Annotated in this window: 13 protein-coding genes and 1 pseudogene; 11 read left to right on the top strand and 3 right to left on the bottom strand. The window is 70.4% G+C overall.

Going from position 1 to position 14,988, the window contains the following annotated elements; genetic code table 11:
* Positions 1 to 125 precede the first annotated feature (125 nt).
* Positions 126 to 959 carry a DUF2249 domain-containing protein gene (locus QF032_RS31135; protein ID WP_307058442.1) on the bottom strand — a complete coding sequence of 278 codons (834 nt, stop codon included), beginning with the start codon at positions 957 to 959 and terminating at the stop codon, positions 126 to 128.
* A 401-nt stretch (positions 960 to 1,360) separates the two neighbouring features.
* Between QF032_RS31135 and QF032_RS31130 the strand changes: the two genes are divergently transcribed.
* From QF032_RS31130 to QF032_RS31105, 6 genes and pseudogenes are all read left to right on the top strand, one after another.
* Positions 1,361 to 5,059, top strand: a complete 3,699-nt coding sequence (locus QF032_RS31130; RefSeq protein WP_307058440.1) for a nitrate reductase subunit alpha — start codon at positions 1,361 to 1,363, stop codon at positions 5,057 to 5,059.
* A 1-nt stretch (position 5,060) separates the two neighbouring features.
* Positions 5,061 to 6,605, top strand: coding sequence for a nitrate reductase subunit beta (gene narH / locus QF032_RS31125; RefSeq protein ID WP_307058437.1), 1,545 nt, complete (start codon positions 5,061 to 5,063; stop codon positions 6,603 to 6,605).
* A complete protein-coding gene (gene narJ / locus QF032_RS31120; RefSeq protein ID WP_307058435.1) occupies positions 6,602 to 7,393 on the top strand; it encodes a nitrate reductase molybdenum cofactor assembly chaperone in 792 nt (263 codons plus the stop codon). The genes narH and narJ overlap by 4 nt, the downstream gene beginning before the upstream one ends.
* Positions 7,390 to 8,172 carry a respiratory nitrate reductase subunit gamma gene (narI, locus tag QF032_RS31115; protein ID WP_307058433.1) on the top strand — a complete coding sequence of 261 codons (783 nt, stop codon included), beginning with the start codon at positions 7,390 to 7,392 and terminating at the stop codon, positions 8,170 to 8,172. Before narJ ends, narI begins: the two co-directional genes overlap by 4 nt.
* Entirely contained in the window at positions 8,169 to 8,804 is a 636-nt protein-coding gene (locus QF032_RS31110; protein WP_307058431.1) for a vitamin K epoxide reductase family protein, read from the top strand. Before narI ends, QF032_RS31110 begins: the two co-directional genes overlap by 4 nt.
* A gap of 69 nt (positions 8,805 to 8,873) precedes the next feature.
* Positions 8,874 to 9,134 (top strand): annotated as a pseudogene (locus tag QF032_RS31105) (DUF6457 domain-containing protein); the annotation flags it as partial.
* Between the two features lie 85 nt (positions 9,135 to 9,219).
* Here the strand turns inward: QF032_RS31105 and QF032_RS31100 are convergent.
* On the bottom strand, positions 9,220 to 9,633 hold the full coding sequence (locus QF032_RS31100) for a NifU family protein (protein WP_307058428.1): 414 nt from the start codon (positions 9,631 to 9,633) through the stop codon (positions 9,220 to 9,222).
* 361 nt (positions 9,634 to 9,994) lie between these two features.
* On the opposite strand from QF032_RS31100, the gene QF032_RS31095 reads away from it, so the two are divergent.
* The 3 genes from QF032_RS31095 (at position 9,995) to QF032_RS31085 (ending at position 11,917) form a co-directional block, all read left to right on the top strand.
* Complete coding sequence (locus QF032_RS31095; RefSeq protein ID WP_307060436.1) at positions 9,995 to 10,528, top strand: pyridoxal-phosphate dependent enzyme; 534 nt, start codon at positions 9,995 to 9,997, stop codon at positions 10,526 to 10,528.
* A 181-nt stretch (positions 10,529 to 10,709) separates the two neighbouring features.
* Positions 10,710 to 11,555 carry a class I SAM-dependent methyltransferase gene (locus tag QF032_RS31090; protein ID WP_307058425.1) on the top strand — a complete coding sequence of 282 codons (846 nt, stop codon included), beginning with the start codon at positions 10,710 to 10,712 and terminating at the stop codon, positions 11,553 to 11,555.
* Between the two features lie 11 nt (positions 11,556 to 11,566).
* Positions 11,567 to 11,917 carry a cupin domain-containing protein gene (locus QF032_RS31085; protein ID WP_307058424.1) on the top strand — a complete coding sequence of 117 codons (351 nt, stop codon included), beginning with the start codon at positions 11,567 to 11,569 and terminating at the stop codon, positions 11,915 to 11,917.
* A gap of 28 nt (positions 11,918 to 11,945) precedes the next feature.
* Here QF032_RS31085 and QF032_RS31080 read toward each other — a convergent pair whose 3' ends face one another.
* Positions 11,946 to 12,647, bottom strand: coding sequence for a PE-PGRS family protein (locus QF032_RS31080; RefSeq protein ID WP_307058422.1), 702 nt, complete (start codon positions 12,645 to 12,647; stop codon positions 11,946 to 11,948).
* Between the two features lie 168 nt (positions 12,648 to 12,815).
* Between QF032_RS31080 and QF032_RS31075 the strand changes: the two genes are divergently transcribed.
* Together QF032_RS31075 and QF032_RS31070 are read left to right on the top strand one after the other, a co-directional pair.
* Positions 12,816 to 13,394, top strand: coding sequence for an Rv1733c family protein (locus QF032_RS31075; RefSeq protein ID WP_307058420.1), 579 nt, complete (start codon positions 12,816 to 12,818; stop codon positions 13,392 to 13,394).
* Positions 13,395 to 13,803: 409 nt separating this feature from the next.
* Positions 13,804 to 14,784: a hypothetical protein gene (locus QF032_RS31070; RefSeq protein WP_307058418.1), complete on the top strand. Its 981-nt coding sequence runs from the start codon at positions 13,804 to 13,806 to the stop codon at positions 14,782 to 14,784.
* Positions 14,785 to 14,988: the final 204 nt, after the last annotated feature.

Raw genomic sequence — 14,988 nt, 5'->3', positions numbered from 1 at the left:
GTTGTCCTTCAATCCTCGTGTGCTGGGGCAATCCTTGTGCTGGGGTTGCCGGGGTGCTGGGGTACGGCAGGCGCGCATGCCGGTGGAGCAAAGCCCGCGCGCCGGCGAGGAGTGGGGGCGCCGCGTCAGCTGTGGCTGAGCCGAAGCCGCCAGGCTTCCGGGCCGCGTTCCAGGTACTCGACCGAGAAGACCCCGGGGCTGCGCTGTTCGATCTGCGCGAGCAGCGGCAGTGGGTCGTGCGGGGCGACCAGCACCATCGCTGTGCCGGCGGGGATGGCGTCCAGCGCGCCGAAGACCGTGGCATGGCGCAGCGTATGCGGAACCTCCCGCACATCCAGCTCCGGCTCGGCCGTCTCCTGCGCACCGCCGCAGCCGCATACCCCGCCGCAGCCGCCGCTCTCCTCGATCGGTTCTTCCTGCACGTCCTGTCCTTCCTCGGTGTCCTGGGTTTCGCAGGCGCCCTTGGCGGGCGTGTCGTCGGCGAGCCGGTGGTGCATGTCCGCGAGCAGTTCCGCCAGATGGATGTCGGGCGTCATGGCGAGCAGCGGCAGCACGAGGCCGTTCTCCTTGGCCACGTGTTCCTCGAAGAGCACCTGCAGAGCCCGCGCGTCGGCCGCCGCGCCCGCGGGGCTGGGCGCGGTGCGCAGGGCGTCGACGAGCGCGGTGAGGCAGCGGTGTTCGCCGATCAGGCTCTCGATGAGCAGGCGGGCCTCGGGCATGCCGTGGGCTACGGGGTAGAGCGCGGCTTCCTCGGCTACGGCGTGCGGCAGCAGCGAGCGGTCGCAGAAGGCCACGAGTCCGGCGTGGATCTTCTCGGCTGTGCTCGGGTCGCGCTCCATGGCGGTGAGCAGCATCTTCACCCGTCCGGCCAGCTCCCCGGCCAGGCGGGCGTGGTGTGCCTCGGCGCCTTGAAGGGCCGTGGCGTCCTGGGGGTCCGAGGCGAGGGTGAGCACGCTCATGGTCGTGTCTCCAGCAGTTCGGGCCGGCTCGGCCGGCCGATGCGGGCGTGGATTGCATTCCGGGTGCCGACTGGGGAGCGGATGCCGCGTCCGGCCGCGCAGGGCGGCCGGACGCTCGACCGGACCGGGCGCCACGCGCCGTACGCGCTGCACCTGCGGCAGCCAGGGACGGGGGAATTGGCCGCCAGGCAGGCACGGAATGCGGTCGTACAGATGGGCATCTGCGGTTCGATCAAGGCCCAGCATGCAACGCCGGGCACGCCCGACTCCCCGGCCGACCGGACCCCAGCACCGGGACCATTGGGCCCTATTACGACCGCCCGGACTGGGCCGGACGGTCGTCCGGCGGGGACCGCCGGACCCAGGTGCACCAGGCCCCGCCCCGCTTAGCGTTCCCAGCCATGGAGAACGATCAGAACGCACGACAGCGCGAGTCGAGCGGCGCGCAGACCTGGCCGCTCGCGGCCCGGCGACTGCTCACCCGCCGCGAGGTGTCCGCCGACGGACGCGCCGTCTTCGGCACGGGCGACGCCAAGTGGGAGGGCTTCTACCGGGACCGCTGGTCGCACGACAAGGTGGTGCGCTCCACTCACGGGGTCAACTGCACCGGTTCCTGCTCGTGGATGGTGTACGTCAAGGACGGCATCATCACCTGGGAGCACCAGGCCACCGACTACCCGTCCATCGGCACGGACTGCCCCGAATACGAGCCGCGCGGCTGCCCGCGCGGAGCGTCGTTCTCCTGGTACACGTACTCGCCGAGCCGCGTCCGGTACCCGTATGTGCGCGGTGAGTTGCTGAAGCTGTGGCGCGAGGCCCGTAAGCGGCTCGGCGACCCGGTGGCGGCCTGGGCCGAGATCACGTCCGACCCGGCGAAGGCACGCGCCTACAAGAAGGCCCGCGGCAAGGGCGGTCTGGTGCGCGCCGACTGGGACGAGGTGAGCGAACTGGTCGCGGCCGCCCAGGTGCACACCGTCAAGGCGTACGGTCCCGACCGCGTCGCGGGTTTCTCCCCGATCCCGGCGATGTCGATGGCCTCGTTCGCGGCCGGCGCCCGCTTCATGTCGCTGATCGGCGGCACCCTGCTCTCCTTCTACGACTGGTACGCGGACCTGCCGATCGCCTCTCCGCAGGTCTTCGGTGACCAGACCGACGTACCGGAGGCCGCGGACTGGTGGAACGCGGGCTATCTGATCATGTGGGGTTCCAACATCCCCGTGACCCGTACGCCCGACGCGCACTTCCTCACCGAGACCCGCTACAACGGCACCAAGGTCGTCGCGGTGAGCCCCGACTACGCCGACAACGTCAAGCACGCCGACGAATGGGTCGCCCCGCACCCGGGCACGGACGGGGCGCTGGCGATGGCCATGGGCCACGTGATCCTGCGTGAGTTCCTCGTCGACCGTGAGGTGCCGTACTTCCAGGACTACCTGCGCAAGTTCACCGATGCCCCGTTCCTGGTGACCCTGCGCGAGCACGAGCGCGGTCTGGTCCCGGACGGATTCCTGACCGCCGCCGACCTCGGACACGACACGGAACACGCCGAGTCCAAGACGGTTCTCCTGGACGGGGCCACGGGCGAACCCGTGGTCCCCGGCGGCTCGCTCGGCTTCCGGTGGGGGGAGGCCGGGCGAGGCCGCTGGAATCTCGATCTAGGTGACGTCGTCCCCGAGTTGACCCTTATGGAGCGCGCGGAAGACACAGTGGCCGTGGCTCTGCCCCGCTTCGACGAGGGCAGCACGGAGGGCGGCTCGGTCATGGTGCGCGGGGTACCCGTACGCCGGATCGGCGAGCGCCTGGTCACCACGGTCTTCGACCTCATGCTCGCCCAGTACGGGGTACAGCGTCCCGGCCTCCCGGGCAGCTGGCCGTCGTCGTACGAGGACGCGTCGCAGCCCTACACCCCGGCCTGGCAGGAGACGATCACGTCCGTGCCGGCCGAGCAGGCAGCGCGCATCGCCCGGGAGTTCGCCCGCAACGCCGAGCGCACCAACGGCCGCTCGATGATCGCGATGGGGGCCGGCACCAACCACTGGTTCCACTCCGACACCATCTACCGCGCCTTCCTCGCGCTGACCACCATGACCGGCTGCCAGGGCGTCAACGGCGGCGGCTGGGCTCACTACGTCGGCCAGGAGAAGGTCCGCCCGGTCACCGGACAGCAGCACCTGTCGTTCGCCTTCGACTGGCAGCGGCCCACCCGGCACATGGCCGGCACCTCCTACTGGTACCTGAACTCCGACCAGTGGCGCTACGAGGCGTTCGGGCCCGACGAGCTGGCCTCCCCCCTCGGCAAGGGCCAGTTCGCCGGCAAGGGCTTCGCGGACTGTCTCGCCCAGGCAGTACGCCTCGGCTGGACTCCCGGCCACCCCGGCTTCAACCGCAACCCCCTCGATCTCACCGACGAGGCCGCGGCAGCCGGTCGGCCGGTCGCCGAGCACATCGTCGACGAGCTGAAGGCGGGGCGGCTGCGGTTCGCCGTCGAGGACCCCGACGACCCGGCCAACTTTCCGCGTGTCCTGACCGTGTGGCGGGCCAACCTGCTCGGCTCCTCCGGCAAGGGCAACGAGTACTTCCTGCGGCACCTGCTGGGCACAGACGCGGCAGTCCGCTCCGAGGAGACCCCGCCAGAGGGACGCCCGAAGGAGGTGGTGTGGCGGGAAGAGGCGCCCGAGGGCAAGCTGGATCTGCTGGTCACCATGGACTTCCGGATGACCTCCACCGGCCTGCTCTCCGACGTGGTCCTGCCCGCGGCGACCTGGTACGAGAAGGACGACCTGTCCAGCACGGACATGCACCCCTTCGTGCACGCCTTCACCCCGGCCATCGCCCCACCCTGGCAGGCCCGCACCGACTACGACACGTTCCTGACCATCGCCGACAGGTTCAGCGAACTCGCCGCCGAGCACCTCGGCACCCGCACCGACGTCCTCGCCGTGCCGCTGCTGCACGACACCCCCGACGAACTCGCCCAGCCCGGAGGAGTCGTACGGGACTGGAAGAGCGGCGAGTGCGAGCCGATCCCAGGCAAAACCATGCCGAAGCTGGTCGTCATCGAACGGGACTACACAGCCGTCGCCGAGAAGATGCGGGCCGTCGGACCGCTGCTGGACACCCTGGGCACCACCACCAAGGGCATCACCGTCCACCCGGACCAGGAGATCGACGAGCTGCGGCGCCGCAACGGCACCGTCAGGGAGGGGATAGCCGCCGGGCGGCCCTCCCTGGCCACCGCCTCCGACATGTGCGAGGCGATCCTCGCCCTGTCCGGCACCACCAACGGGCGCCTGGCCACCGAGGGGTTCCGCGAGATGGAGCGGCAGACCGGCAGCGAGGGTCTGGTGGCACTGGCCTCCGAGCGCGAGGCGGAACGGATCACCTTCGCCGATACCCGCACCCAGCCCCGTTCCGTGATCACCTCCTACGAGTGGTCGGGGTCGGAGACCGGCGGGCGCCGCTACTCCCCCTTCGTCATCAACACCGAGCACAAGAAGCCCTGGCACACCCTCACCGGCCGTCAGCACTTCTTCGTCCAGCACGACTGGATGACCGAGCTCGGCGAGCAACTACCCGTCTACCGGCCTCCGTTGAACACCCCTCGGCACTACGGGGACGAGCAGCTGCACGAGAGCGGCCGGGCGGAGGTCACCGTCCGCTATCTGACCCCGCACTCGAAGTGGTCCATCCACTCGAACTACCAGGACAACAAGTACATGCTCGACCTGTCCCGGGGCGGCCCGGTGATCTGGATGTCCACCGCCGACGCCGAGAAGATCGGCGTGAAGGACAACGAGTGGATCGAGGCGTACAACCGCAACGGCGTCGTCGCCGCCCGCGCCGTGGTCACCCATCGCATGCCCGAGGGCACGGTGTACATGTACCACGCCCAGGACCGCAACGTGAACGTCCCGAAGACCGAGGTCAGCGGCAAGCGCGGCGGCATCCACAACTCCCTGACACGGCTGCTGCTCAAGCCCACCCACCTCGCGGGCGGCTACGCCCAGTTCACCTACGCCTTCAACTACTACGGCCCGACCGGCAACCAGCGCGACGAGGTCACCGTCATCCGCCGCCGCAGCCAGCAAGTGGAGTACTGACATGCGCGTCATGGCCCAGATCGCGATGGTGATGAACCTCGACAAGTGCATCGGCTGCCACACCTGCTCCGTCACCTGCAAGCAGACGTGGACCAACCGCACCGGAGTCGAGTACGCCTGGTTCAACAACGTCGAGACCAAGCCCGGCGTCGGCTACCCGCGACGCTACGAGGACCAGGAGCAGTGGAAGGGCGGCTGGATGCTCGACAAGCGCGGACGTCTCGTCCTGCGCTCCGGCGGACGCCTCAAGCGGCTGCTGTCGATCTTCTCCAACCCGGACCTGCCCGCCATAGAGGACTACTACGAGCCGGTCACCTATGACTACGACAACCTGGTCAGCGCCCCCGCCGGCCCGGACATGCCGGTCGCCCGTCCCCGCTCGGTGCTCAGCGGCAAGCCCACGTCCATCACCTGGGGCGCCAACTGGGAGGACGGCCTCGGCGGGGCGCCCGAGAACGCCGGCGGCGACCCGAACCTGACCGGGGAATGGGCGCAGAAGGTGAAGTTCGAGTTCGAGCAGACCTTCCTCTTCCACCTGCCCCGGCTGTGCGAGCACTGCCTCAACCCGGCCTGCGTGTCGGCCTGCCCCTCGGGCGCGATGTACAAGCGGGTCGAAGACGGGATCGTCCTCGTCGACCAGGACAAGTGCCGGGGCTGGCGGATGTGCGTGACGGCCTGCCCGTACAAGAAGGTCTACGTCAACCACGCCACCGGCAAGGCCGAGAAGTGCACCTTCTGCTTCCCGCGCATCGAGGCCGGACAGCCCACCGTCTGCTCCGAGACCTGCGTCGGCCGCCTGCGCTACCTCGGACTGCTGCTGTACGACGCCGACCGTGTGGGCGAGGCCGCCGCCACCCCGGACGAGAAGGACCTCCTCGACGCCCAGCGCGGGGTGTTCCTCGACCCACACGATCCCGAAGTCCGCGCGGCGGCGCGGGAGTCGGGTATTCCGGAGGACTGGCTGGACGCGGCCCGCCGCTCCCCGGTGTACGACCTGGTCATGCGGTACAAGGTGGCGCTGCCGCTGCACCCGGAGTACCGGACGATGCCGATGGTCTGGTACGTGCCTCCGCTCTCGCCCGTCCTGGACGCCGTCGACGCGGCGGGTGGCAGCCAGGACGACCCCGACCACGTGTTCGCCGCCGTCACCCGGCTGCGCATCCCACTGGAGTACCTGGCGGAGCTGTTCACAGCCGGGGACGCCGATGTGGTCGCCGGGGTCCTGATGAAGCTCACCGCGCTGCGCTCGTTCATGCGCGAGCGCACCCTCGGTGAGGAGGGCGACGAGGCCGTGCTCAAGGCGGTCGGCCTGACCGCCCGTGAGGCCGAGGACCTGCACCGGCTGCTCGCCGTCGCCAAGTACCAGGACCGGTACGTCGTCCCGGCCGCGCACAAGGAGGACGCCGCCGCGCTGAGCGCGATGGAGAACCGCTGCCCGGTCGAATCGTCCGGCGATCCGGCGGACGCCGGTGGCCGACGGGTGATGCTCGGCCTCCCCACCCTGCGCCGCCGTACACCCGAAGCCCCCGCCGGAGGACGTCCGTGAGCCCGCTGCCCTCAACGATTCCCGCCCTCGTCCGCACTCGCGTCCGCGCGGCCGTGCGCCGCCCGGCCTGGCTCACCCCCGAGGAGACGGCGGGCCGAGCCCTGACCCTGCGGCTCGTGTCACTGCTCCTGCAGTACCCCGACGCCGAACTGACCGAAGCTCGCTCGGAGTTGATCACCGTAGTGGGAGCCCTTCCGGCCACGCCCGCGGCAGAGCACCTGGCCCGGTTCACCGACTGGTTCGCCGCACAGGAGCCCGAGGCGCTGGAGCGGCACTACGTCGAGATGTTCGACCTGCGCCGCAAGAGCAGCCTCTATCTCACCTACTACCTGCACGGCGACACCCGCCGCCGCGGCATGGCCCTGCTCACCCTGAACCAGCGCTACAAGGCCGCGGGCTGGGACACCGACGGCGGCGAACTGCCCGACCACCTCCCGGTCGTGCTGGAGTTCGCCTCCCTCGTAGGGCCGGGTGGTGGCGAGGCGCCGCTGCGCCAGCACCGGCGCGGGCTGGAGCTGATCCACCGGTCGCTGACCGACGCCGACTCCCCCTACCGGCACGTACTGGCGGCACTGCTCACCCTGCTGCCGCCGCCCACCGAGGCGGACCGCGCGGCGGTGGCCCAGCTCGTCGCCGAGGGTCCGCCGAACGAGGAGGTCGGCCTCGACCCCTACGGGACCTACGGGGAGGGCGAGTTCGCCCCGCCGGGCACCTTCGTGCCGCCGGCGCCTGCACCGCCGACCTGTGTGCCGCCCGCTCCGACCAGCCGTACGGGAGGGCCCCGATGAACGCCGTACCCACCCCCCTGGCCGCCGCCTCCACGAGCGGCGCGGATCTCCTGCTGTGGGTCGCCTTCCCCTACATCTGTCTCGCGGTGTTCGCCGTCGGGCACGTCTGGCGCTACCGGCAGGACCAGTTCGGCTGGACCTCCCGCACCAGCCAGCTCCTCGAACACCGCTGGCTGCGCTGGGGCAGCCCGCTGTTCCACCTCGGCGCTTTCATGGTGATCGCCGGGCACGTGGTGGGCCTCGCCATCCCCGACTCGTGGACCGAGGCCGTGGGCATCACTGAGCACACGTACCACACCACGGCCGTCTGGGCGGGTTCCGTGGCAGGCGTCGCCATGGTCACCGGACTCGGTATGCTGTGCGCCCGCCGGCTGCTGACACGATCGATCCGGCTGGGCACCGACCGCAGCGACAAACTGCTCTTCCCGCTGCTGACCGCGACCGTCCTGCTCGGTATAACCGCCACTGCGGCCCACAACGTCTTCGGTCCCGGCTACGACTACCGCGCCACCGTCTCCGTCTGGTTCCGCGGCCTGTTCGTCCTCCAGCCGCAGCCCGAGGCGATCGCCGACGCACCGCTGCTGTTCCAGCTACACGCCCTGACCGCCTGCCTGCTCTTCGCCGCCTGGCCCTTCACCCGGCTGGTCCACGTGTGGAGCGCGCCCATCGGATACCTCGCCCGCCCCTACCTGGTCTACCGCAGGCGCACCACACCGGCACAAGCCCCGACGGCCCCGGGCCGGCCCCGGCCGGCCTCCGGCTCCCGGCGAGCCGCATGAGTCACACACCCGCGCTCGCGCCGGACGCCACGACCGCCCGGCGCACGCACGCGGTGGGCGCGAGCCGCCGAACGGGATGGGTGATGGTCCTCACCGGGATCGTCGGCTGGCTCAGCTCCTTCCAGCTCACCGTGGACGACTGGCGGCTCCTGCGTGACCCCGCCTACCAACCGCCCTGCAACATCAGCCCGATCGTGAGTTGCGGCAGCGTCATGTCCAGCGCGCAGGGCAGCCAGTTCGGCTTCCCCAACATGCTGCTCGGACTCGGTGCCTTCGCCGCCGTCACCGCCCTGGGCGCCGCAGTGCTCGGCGGAGCGCGCCTGCACCGCCGGCTGTGGCTCGCGCTGGACGCCGGAGCGCTGGTGGGGGTGGTATTCGCGCACTGGCTGATCGGGCAGTCGCTCTACGCGTTGGGCAAGCTCTGCCCCTACTGCACCGTCATCTGGATCGCCACCATCGCCCTGTTCTGGTACGTGACCCTGCACTGCCTGGAACGGGGGATCATCGCGGTGCCCCAGGGGGTCCTGCACGTCGTGCGGGACACACACTGGATGCTGCTCGGCGCGTGGTACGGGGTGATCGCACTGCTCGTCCTCACCCGCTTCTGGCCGTACTGGAGCAGCCTTCTGTAGCCAGCCGTCGCGCTGTGCACCACCTGCTCGCGGGTCACACAGACGAAAGAAAGCATGGTCATGGACGACGTACTGAAGGAATGGACGGCCGCGGTAGAGGCCGACCTGGGCATCGACCTCGAAGTGGACCGGGCCCTGCTCCTCGCCCTCGCGGGTGATGCCGCACACGGCGTCGCCCGGCCAGCCGCCCCGCTGACGACCTTCCTGGTCGGATATGCGGCGGGCCGTGCAGGCGGCGGCCCTCAAGCGGTGGCCGATGCGGCCCGACGTGCCGGTGAACTCGCCGCCCGGTGGGCCGGCGAGGCCGACCACGGCCCCGGGACCGCCTGAGAAGACCTTCGCTCCGCCACGCATGGCACATCTGCGCCCCTGACCTTGCGATGGTCTGCAAGGCCAGGGGCGCAGGGGCTTACGGCTATACCGGCGCGGTCAGGCGGTCGCCTCGTGAGCGTCGCGCGGACGACCGAACAGGCTGACCGGTGAGGCGGCGTTGCGGACCTCGCGCAGACCGGGATGCCGTCGCCGCGCGCTCCAGCCGCTGGTGCAGCGTGAACCAGGAGGCGGGGCAGCCGTGGCAGGTACCGCCGAGGCGGACCGTGACGATGCCGTCGCGGACATCGAGGAGTTCGATACTGCCGCCGTGGGAGCGGGCGAAGTCGCCCACCTCTCCGGCGAGGACCTCGCGTGCCACGCGGTACAGCTGTGCGTCGTCATCGCAGGAGGCAGTGCCGGCGGCCGTGATCCATCCGGCGGGGGTGTCGAGGGCGGCGTGCAGCGTGCTCCGGGCCCGGGCGCCCTCTGGGGCCAGGTTCGGTCCGCACCGAGACACGTGACGACGGCCTCGCCTTCGAGGGTGATCTGCGCGAGGGTGCCGTCGGCCAGCAGAGCGGCCAGCGGGGCAGGTACTTCGGCCAGCGGGCCGGTGCCGGCGAGGATCCCGGCGGGTATGACCCAGCGCAGCCGGTCGGGCCGGCCGGACACCTGCTGAGGGTGCATGGGAACCATGGCTGCTGCTCACCCACCCGGCAGGACGGTGACCGTCCGGGCCAGGTAGGCCATCAGCCGGTCACTTTCACCATGCCCGAGAGCATGAGCACCGAGCGGCGTGCCCTGCTGCGCGCCTACGGTGCGGAGCTCGTCCTTACCCCGGCAGATGAGGGCATGACCGGCGTCGTGGCCCGCGCTACCAACTGGCCGAGCGTCACGGCTGGTTCATGCCGCAGCAGTTCCGCAACCCGGCCAACCCGGACGCCCACCGGCGCACCACCGCCCAGGAGATCTGGCATGACACCGCCGGCCAGGTCGACATTCTGGTGGCCGGCGTCGGCACCGGCGGCACCGTCACCGGCGTCGGCCAATTGCTGAAGGAAAAGAAGCCAGAAGTCACCGTGGTGGCCGTGGAACCGGCGGAGTCGGCCGTCCTGTCCGGAGGGCGCCCCCGGCCCGCACCGTATCCAGGGCCTCGGCGCCGGCTTCGTCCCGGGACGTCCTCGACACCGAGGTCTACGACGCCGTGCAGCGCGTCTCCGCACCCCAGGCCCGCGCCGAGGCTCGCCGCCTGGCCCGCACCTGAAGGCATCCTCACCGGCGTCTCCGGCGGAGCCGCCCTCCACGCCGCCAGCACCCTGGCCCACTACCCTCAGCACAAGGGCGCCCTGACGGTCGTCGTCCTGCCCGACACCGGAGAGCGCTACCTCAGCACTGACCTGTTCCACGACCAGTAGGGTGCCGCGCGGTCGGTCAGGCCGACGTTCTCCGCCCCCTCGCACGAGTTGCCTCCGGCCGTGCCGGAGCAGCCTGGCCCACTGGGCCCTCACATCGGGACGTTCGGCCCCCGCACAGCACCGCCACCTCAAGTTAGGTTCGCCTAAGTGTTACCCGTGCGGCAGAGAGCGAGGCACGACCATGGCATCGACCGACCAACAGGCCCGGCAGCAGCACACTCCGCTTCCCGGCGACGGACTGGACGCCGCCCGCATGCCCGGCCACTGGCTGCTGGCCCGTCTGGGCAAGGGGGTACTGCGCCCCGGCGGTGTGGAGCTGACCGGGTGGATGCTGGACGCCCTGGGCGTGGATCCGCAAGACCGGGTGGTGGAGCTGGCCGCCGGGCTCGGAGCCACCGCCCGGCTGGCCCTCACCCGCCGCCCGGCCGCCTACACCGCCGTCGATCGCGACGCCGTCGCCGTGGCCGCCCTGAGTGCCCTCACCGGCCCCGGTCCGACCGAGGTGCGTGCCGTGCGTTCCGATGCCGCGGACACCGGGTTGCCGGAGGGCGCCGCCACCGTCGTGTACGGAGAGGCGATGCTGACCATGCAGCACTACCCCGCCAAGCGGCGCATCGTACGCGAAGCACGCAGGCTGCTCGACGACCCCATCGGCCGGTATGCCATCCACGAACTGTGCCTGCTGCCCGACGGCCTCGACCCCGCGCTCGCCGACCGGATCGCCGCAGACCTGCAGGACGCCATCCACGTGGGCGCCCGCCCCCTGACCCCCAGCGGCTGGGGCGAGCTCCTCGCCATCGAGGGTTTCACCGTCACCGCTCAGAAGACCGCACCGATGGCGCTGCTCGAGCCGCGCCGGCTGATCGCCGACGAAGGACTGATCCCCGCCCTGCGCATAGTCGGCCGTGCCCTGCGCGACCCGGCCGCCCTGCACCGCGTACTCCACATGCACCGCATCTTCCGGCGCCACAGCGCTCACCTCGGCGCGATCAGCCTGGTCGCCGTCCGCACCCCGACCCACGCCTGAGGAGGCACCCCATGCCCGCCACCGTGATCACCGACCTGACCGCCGAACTGACCGTCCCCGAGGACGGCACCCTCAGCCGGGTCCTGTACCGCGACGACCGCCTGCGCGTGGTCGGCTTCGCCTTCGCCGCGGGCCAGGAGCTGACCGAGCACACCTCGGCCCTGCCGGTGGTCATCCAGGTCGTCTCCGGCCGCCTCGACCTCGTCCTGGGCGAGGAGAAGACCGAGGCGACGCAGGGCAGCTGGATCCATCTGCCCGCGCGGCTGCCGCACACCGTGCGTGCCACCGAGCCCAGCGTCATGCTGCTGACCATGCTGCCCGCGCCGGAGCGGGCCGGATCCGGGGCGCCTTCCACACCCTGACCGGCGCCCGGCCGTGTGCCCTGCCCGATCAGCGCACCAGCGCCGCTGCCACGGTGGGCGGCAGCACGTCGCACAGGTCGGTGACCCGGACATGGCCGGCATGGTGGGCCGTGAACCGCGCGACGGAGACGTCCAGGGAGCCGAAGGACTCCTCGAACACGCGGCGTGCGTGCCGGGTGCGGTCCAGTGCCCAGGCCGCCGTCGCCCTGGAGGTGCGCAGGAAATGGCCGGGCTCGGGTCCGACGACGAACAGCTCGGCGCGGCGGCCCGGACGGTCGGCGGCCAGCGTGACCAGGTCCTTGAACGTCTGCCGTTTGCGCGTGGCGTCCGCGCCGCGCCATCGCGCCAGTTTGAACTCCGCGACGCGCCGGTCCGTCTCCAGGTCGAAGGGCCGATGCGGGTCATTGCCGGCGGCCAGCGAAGGGCGCACGGCTATCTCCTCGCCGTCCTCCAGGAGGTGCGGCAGGGCCAGCACGATCCCGGCCGCGTGAATGAGGTCGTTCAGCCGGCCGAGGCTGTCCCGAACTGTCAGGGCTGCCACCATCAGTTCGGGACTGATGCCCCGGGTGGCGGCCAGGTCGCCGACCTCCCTCGCGGGCCGGCTCGCCAGGTCCCGCTCCAGTGTGGCGATGGCCGCGGTCAACGGCTCGGCGCCCAGGAAGTCCGCCAACAGCGCCACGGCTTCACCCAGTTGAGGACCGTGTACGCCATCAGCCATTGCGTCAGTCATGAACGGCATTGTGCCCGGCGGCACTTCGGTTGGCCGGGCCCGGCCGGCTTTCGCAACAGGGCCGGTCGGCCCTCCCAAGACGACCCCGGTGGTCTCTACCGCGATCGATCGCCGATCCGTCACCGTAGGTGTGATGGTCATGTCCGTCGTGCCCGGAGGGATGCACGCATGCTGAAGAAGGTTGGCAGGGTGTTGCTCTGGCGCTGGCGGCGCAACCCGCTCAAGCGGCGCTCCGATGTCGCCGAAGCCTGGATCGGGATGGCAGCGGCGATGCTGCTGCTCATGGCGCCTGCGGTGGGCGTGGTGATGGCTGGACTCGGCGAGCGATCCGCTCTCGAGCAGGCGCGGGGCCTGCACCGCAGCGCCGCTCACCTCGTCGAGGACGCCTCCGCGACGCCGGCACGGTTCTCCGGGATGGCAGACGGCCAGGCGCGCACGACCGTGCGGTGGACGATGCCCGACGGCTCTCGCATGACGGGTACAGCCCCGGTGGCAGCGGGCGCCAAGGCCGGCTCGTCCACCACAGTGTGGCTCGACGACGCGGGCCGCCTTCACCCCGCCCCGCCCACCCCGGCCCAGGCCCGCTCCCAGGGAGCCGCCCTCGGCGCCGCCGCCGGGTCAGGCGTCTGCGTACTGGTAGTGGGCAGCTGGTGGGCCGTCCGGGTACGCCTGGATGCCCGCCGCAGGACACAATGGGACCGAGCCTGGGTCGAGTTCAACGCCAACCGGGGCCACCGGCACGCGTAAGACTCCGCTGACAGCAGGCCCCGAACCCGTATCCATCCGGTGTCGCCGGTGGGCCGAATCCAACGTGTCGGCCGGACAGCGTTGCACGCCCTCACCAGCGCGATACCAAACAGCCATCAGCGGAGAAGCATTCGGGCCACCGCGGAATGGTGGCGAGATAAAGCAGTCAGCCTGATTCTTGCGTTCCCTGCGCGCCCTACACCCCCTTGGAATAGGATCTCCCTCAAGCTGAATCGCGCGCCACCATGGGGGGAACTACGTGCCACGCAAGATATCTGAAGCTGCGGCGATCGAGGCCCTGACAAGCCGCGGAGCGCGCCCGATCGAGCCCTTCCCGGGAACACAACTTCCCTGGAAATGTCTTTGCCTGACATGCAATGAAGTGAGCGCTCCGCGTTACAACGACGTCGTGAACAAGGGAACCGGAGTCTGCAACAAGACCTGCCGATCCCTCGCCATCGCAGCCAAGCTCACCCGCGACGGGGCGCAGGCTGCTGCCGTCATGCTCACCTGGGGCTGGGACCCGCTGGAGGACTATCCTGGAGCGGGCAAGCCATGGCATGCCCGCTGCGTCCACTGCGGGGCCATCAAGCCGAAGAAGCTGTCACACGTCCAGAACGGGCGCGGCGGCTGCACCAACTGCGCCGGGCGCGATGTCACCGATGAGTCCGCACGCAAGCTGATGACGGAGGCTGATCTGGAGCCCCTCGTCGGCTATCCGGGGTCCATGCAACCGTGGTTGTGCCGCTGTATGCGCTGCAGTCATATCGGAACTCCCACGTACGCGAAAGTCCGCGCCCGCGGTCACCAATGCTGGTCCTGTCGCTCGGAGAAGATCGCGGACGCGCTGCGGCTCGACGCCACAGAGGCCATGGCCAGCATGCTGGAGAAGGGGCTCGGACCACTCGTCCCCTATCCGGGCAGCACGGAGCTGCCCTGGAAAGCGCGCTGCGTGACATGTGAGACGGTCTTGGCTCCTGGGCCGACGCTGCACAACATCCGCGGCAGCCAGGGGGGTTGCCCGACCTGTGCCGAGCGCGGCATCAACCCGGCCCGGCCGGGCTACTTCTACCTCGTCGTCCACGACGGCCACGGCGCTTTGAAGTGGGGCATTGCCAACCTCGAACAACGCATCTCCCAGCACGTGTCCCAGGGCTGGCGGCTGGTCGCGCGCTGGAACTTCAAGCAGACCAGTGACGCGTGGGCCGTCGAGCGCCAGATCAAAACCTGGGTACGCGGCCAGGGAATCCCGCGGGCGCTGACTGCTGGCCAAATGAAGTACGGCGGACACACAGAGACCGCCTTCCTTGCCGATATCGACGTTCATCTGGTTCGCCAATACATCGAGTCCTTGATGGGCCGCCGCCCTGAGTCACCCCCGTTGTCGTAGCTCAGTTTTCTGCGCCGGCTGACCACAGGTCCGCGCAGAAGACTTCGTGGCGGAGGTGGCGGGCAGGGATGCCGGCACTGGAGGAACTGGGCTTGTATGGCGTATATGAACGGTAGCGAGCCACGCAGGTAGACGTCCCCGTCCGAGGGCAGATCCACATCGGCCAGGTCCATGAGGCCGTTGCGGGCTCTGGCTTCGCCGGGA

Origin of the sequence: Streptomyces achromogenes (assembly GCF_030816715.1) — a bacterium.
Lineage (GTDB): Bacteria > Actinomycetota > Actinomycetes > Streptomycetales > Streptomycetaceae > Streptomyces > Streptomyces achromogenes_A.
This window is presented reverse-complemented; position numbering and strand designations above follow the sequence as displayed.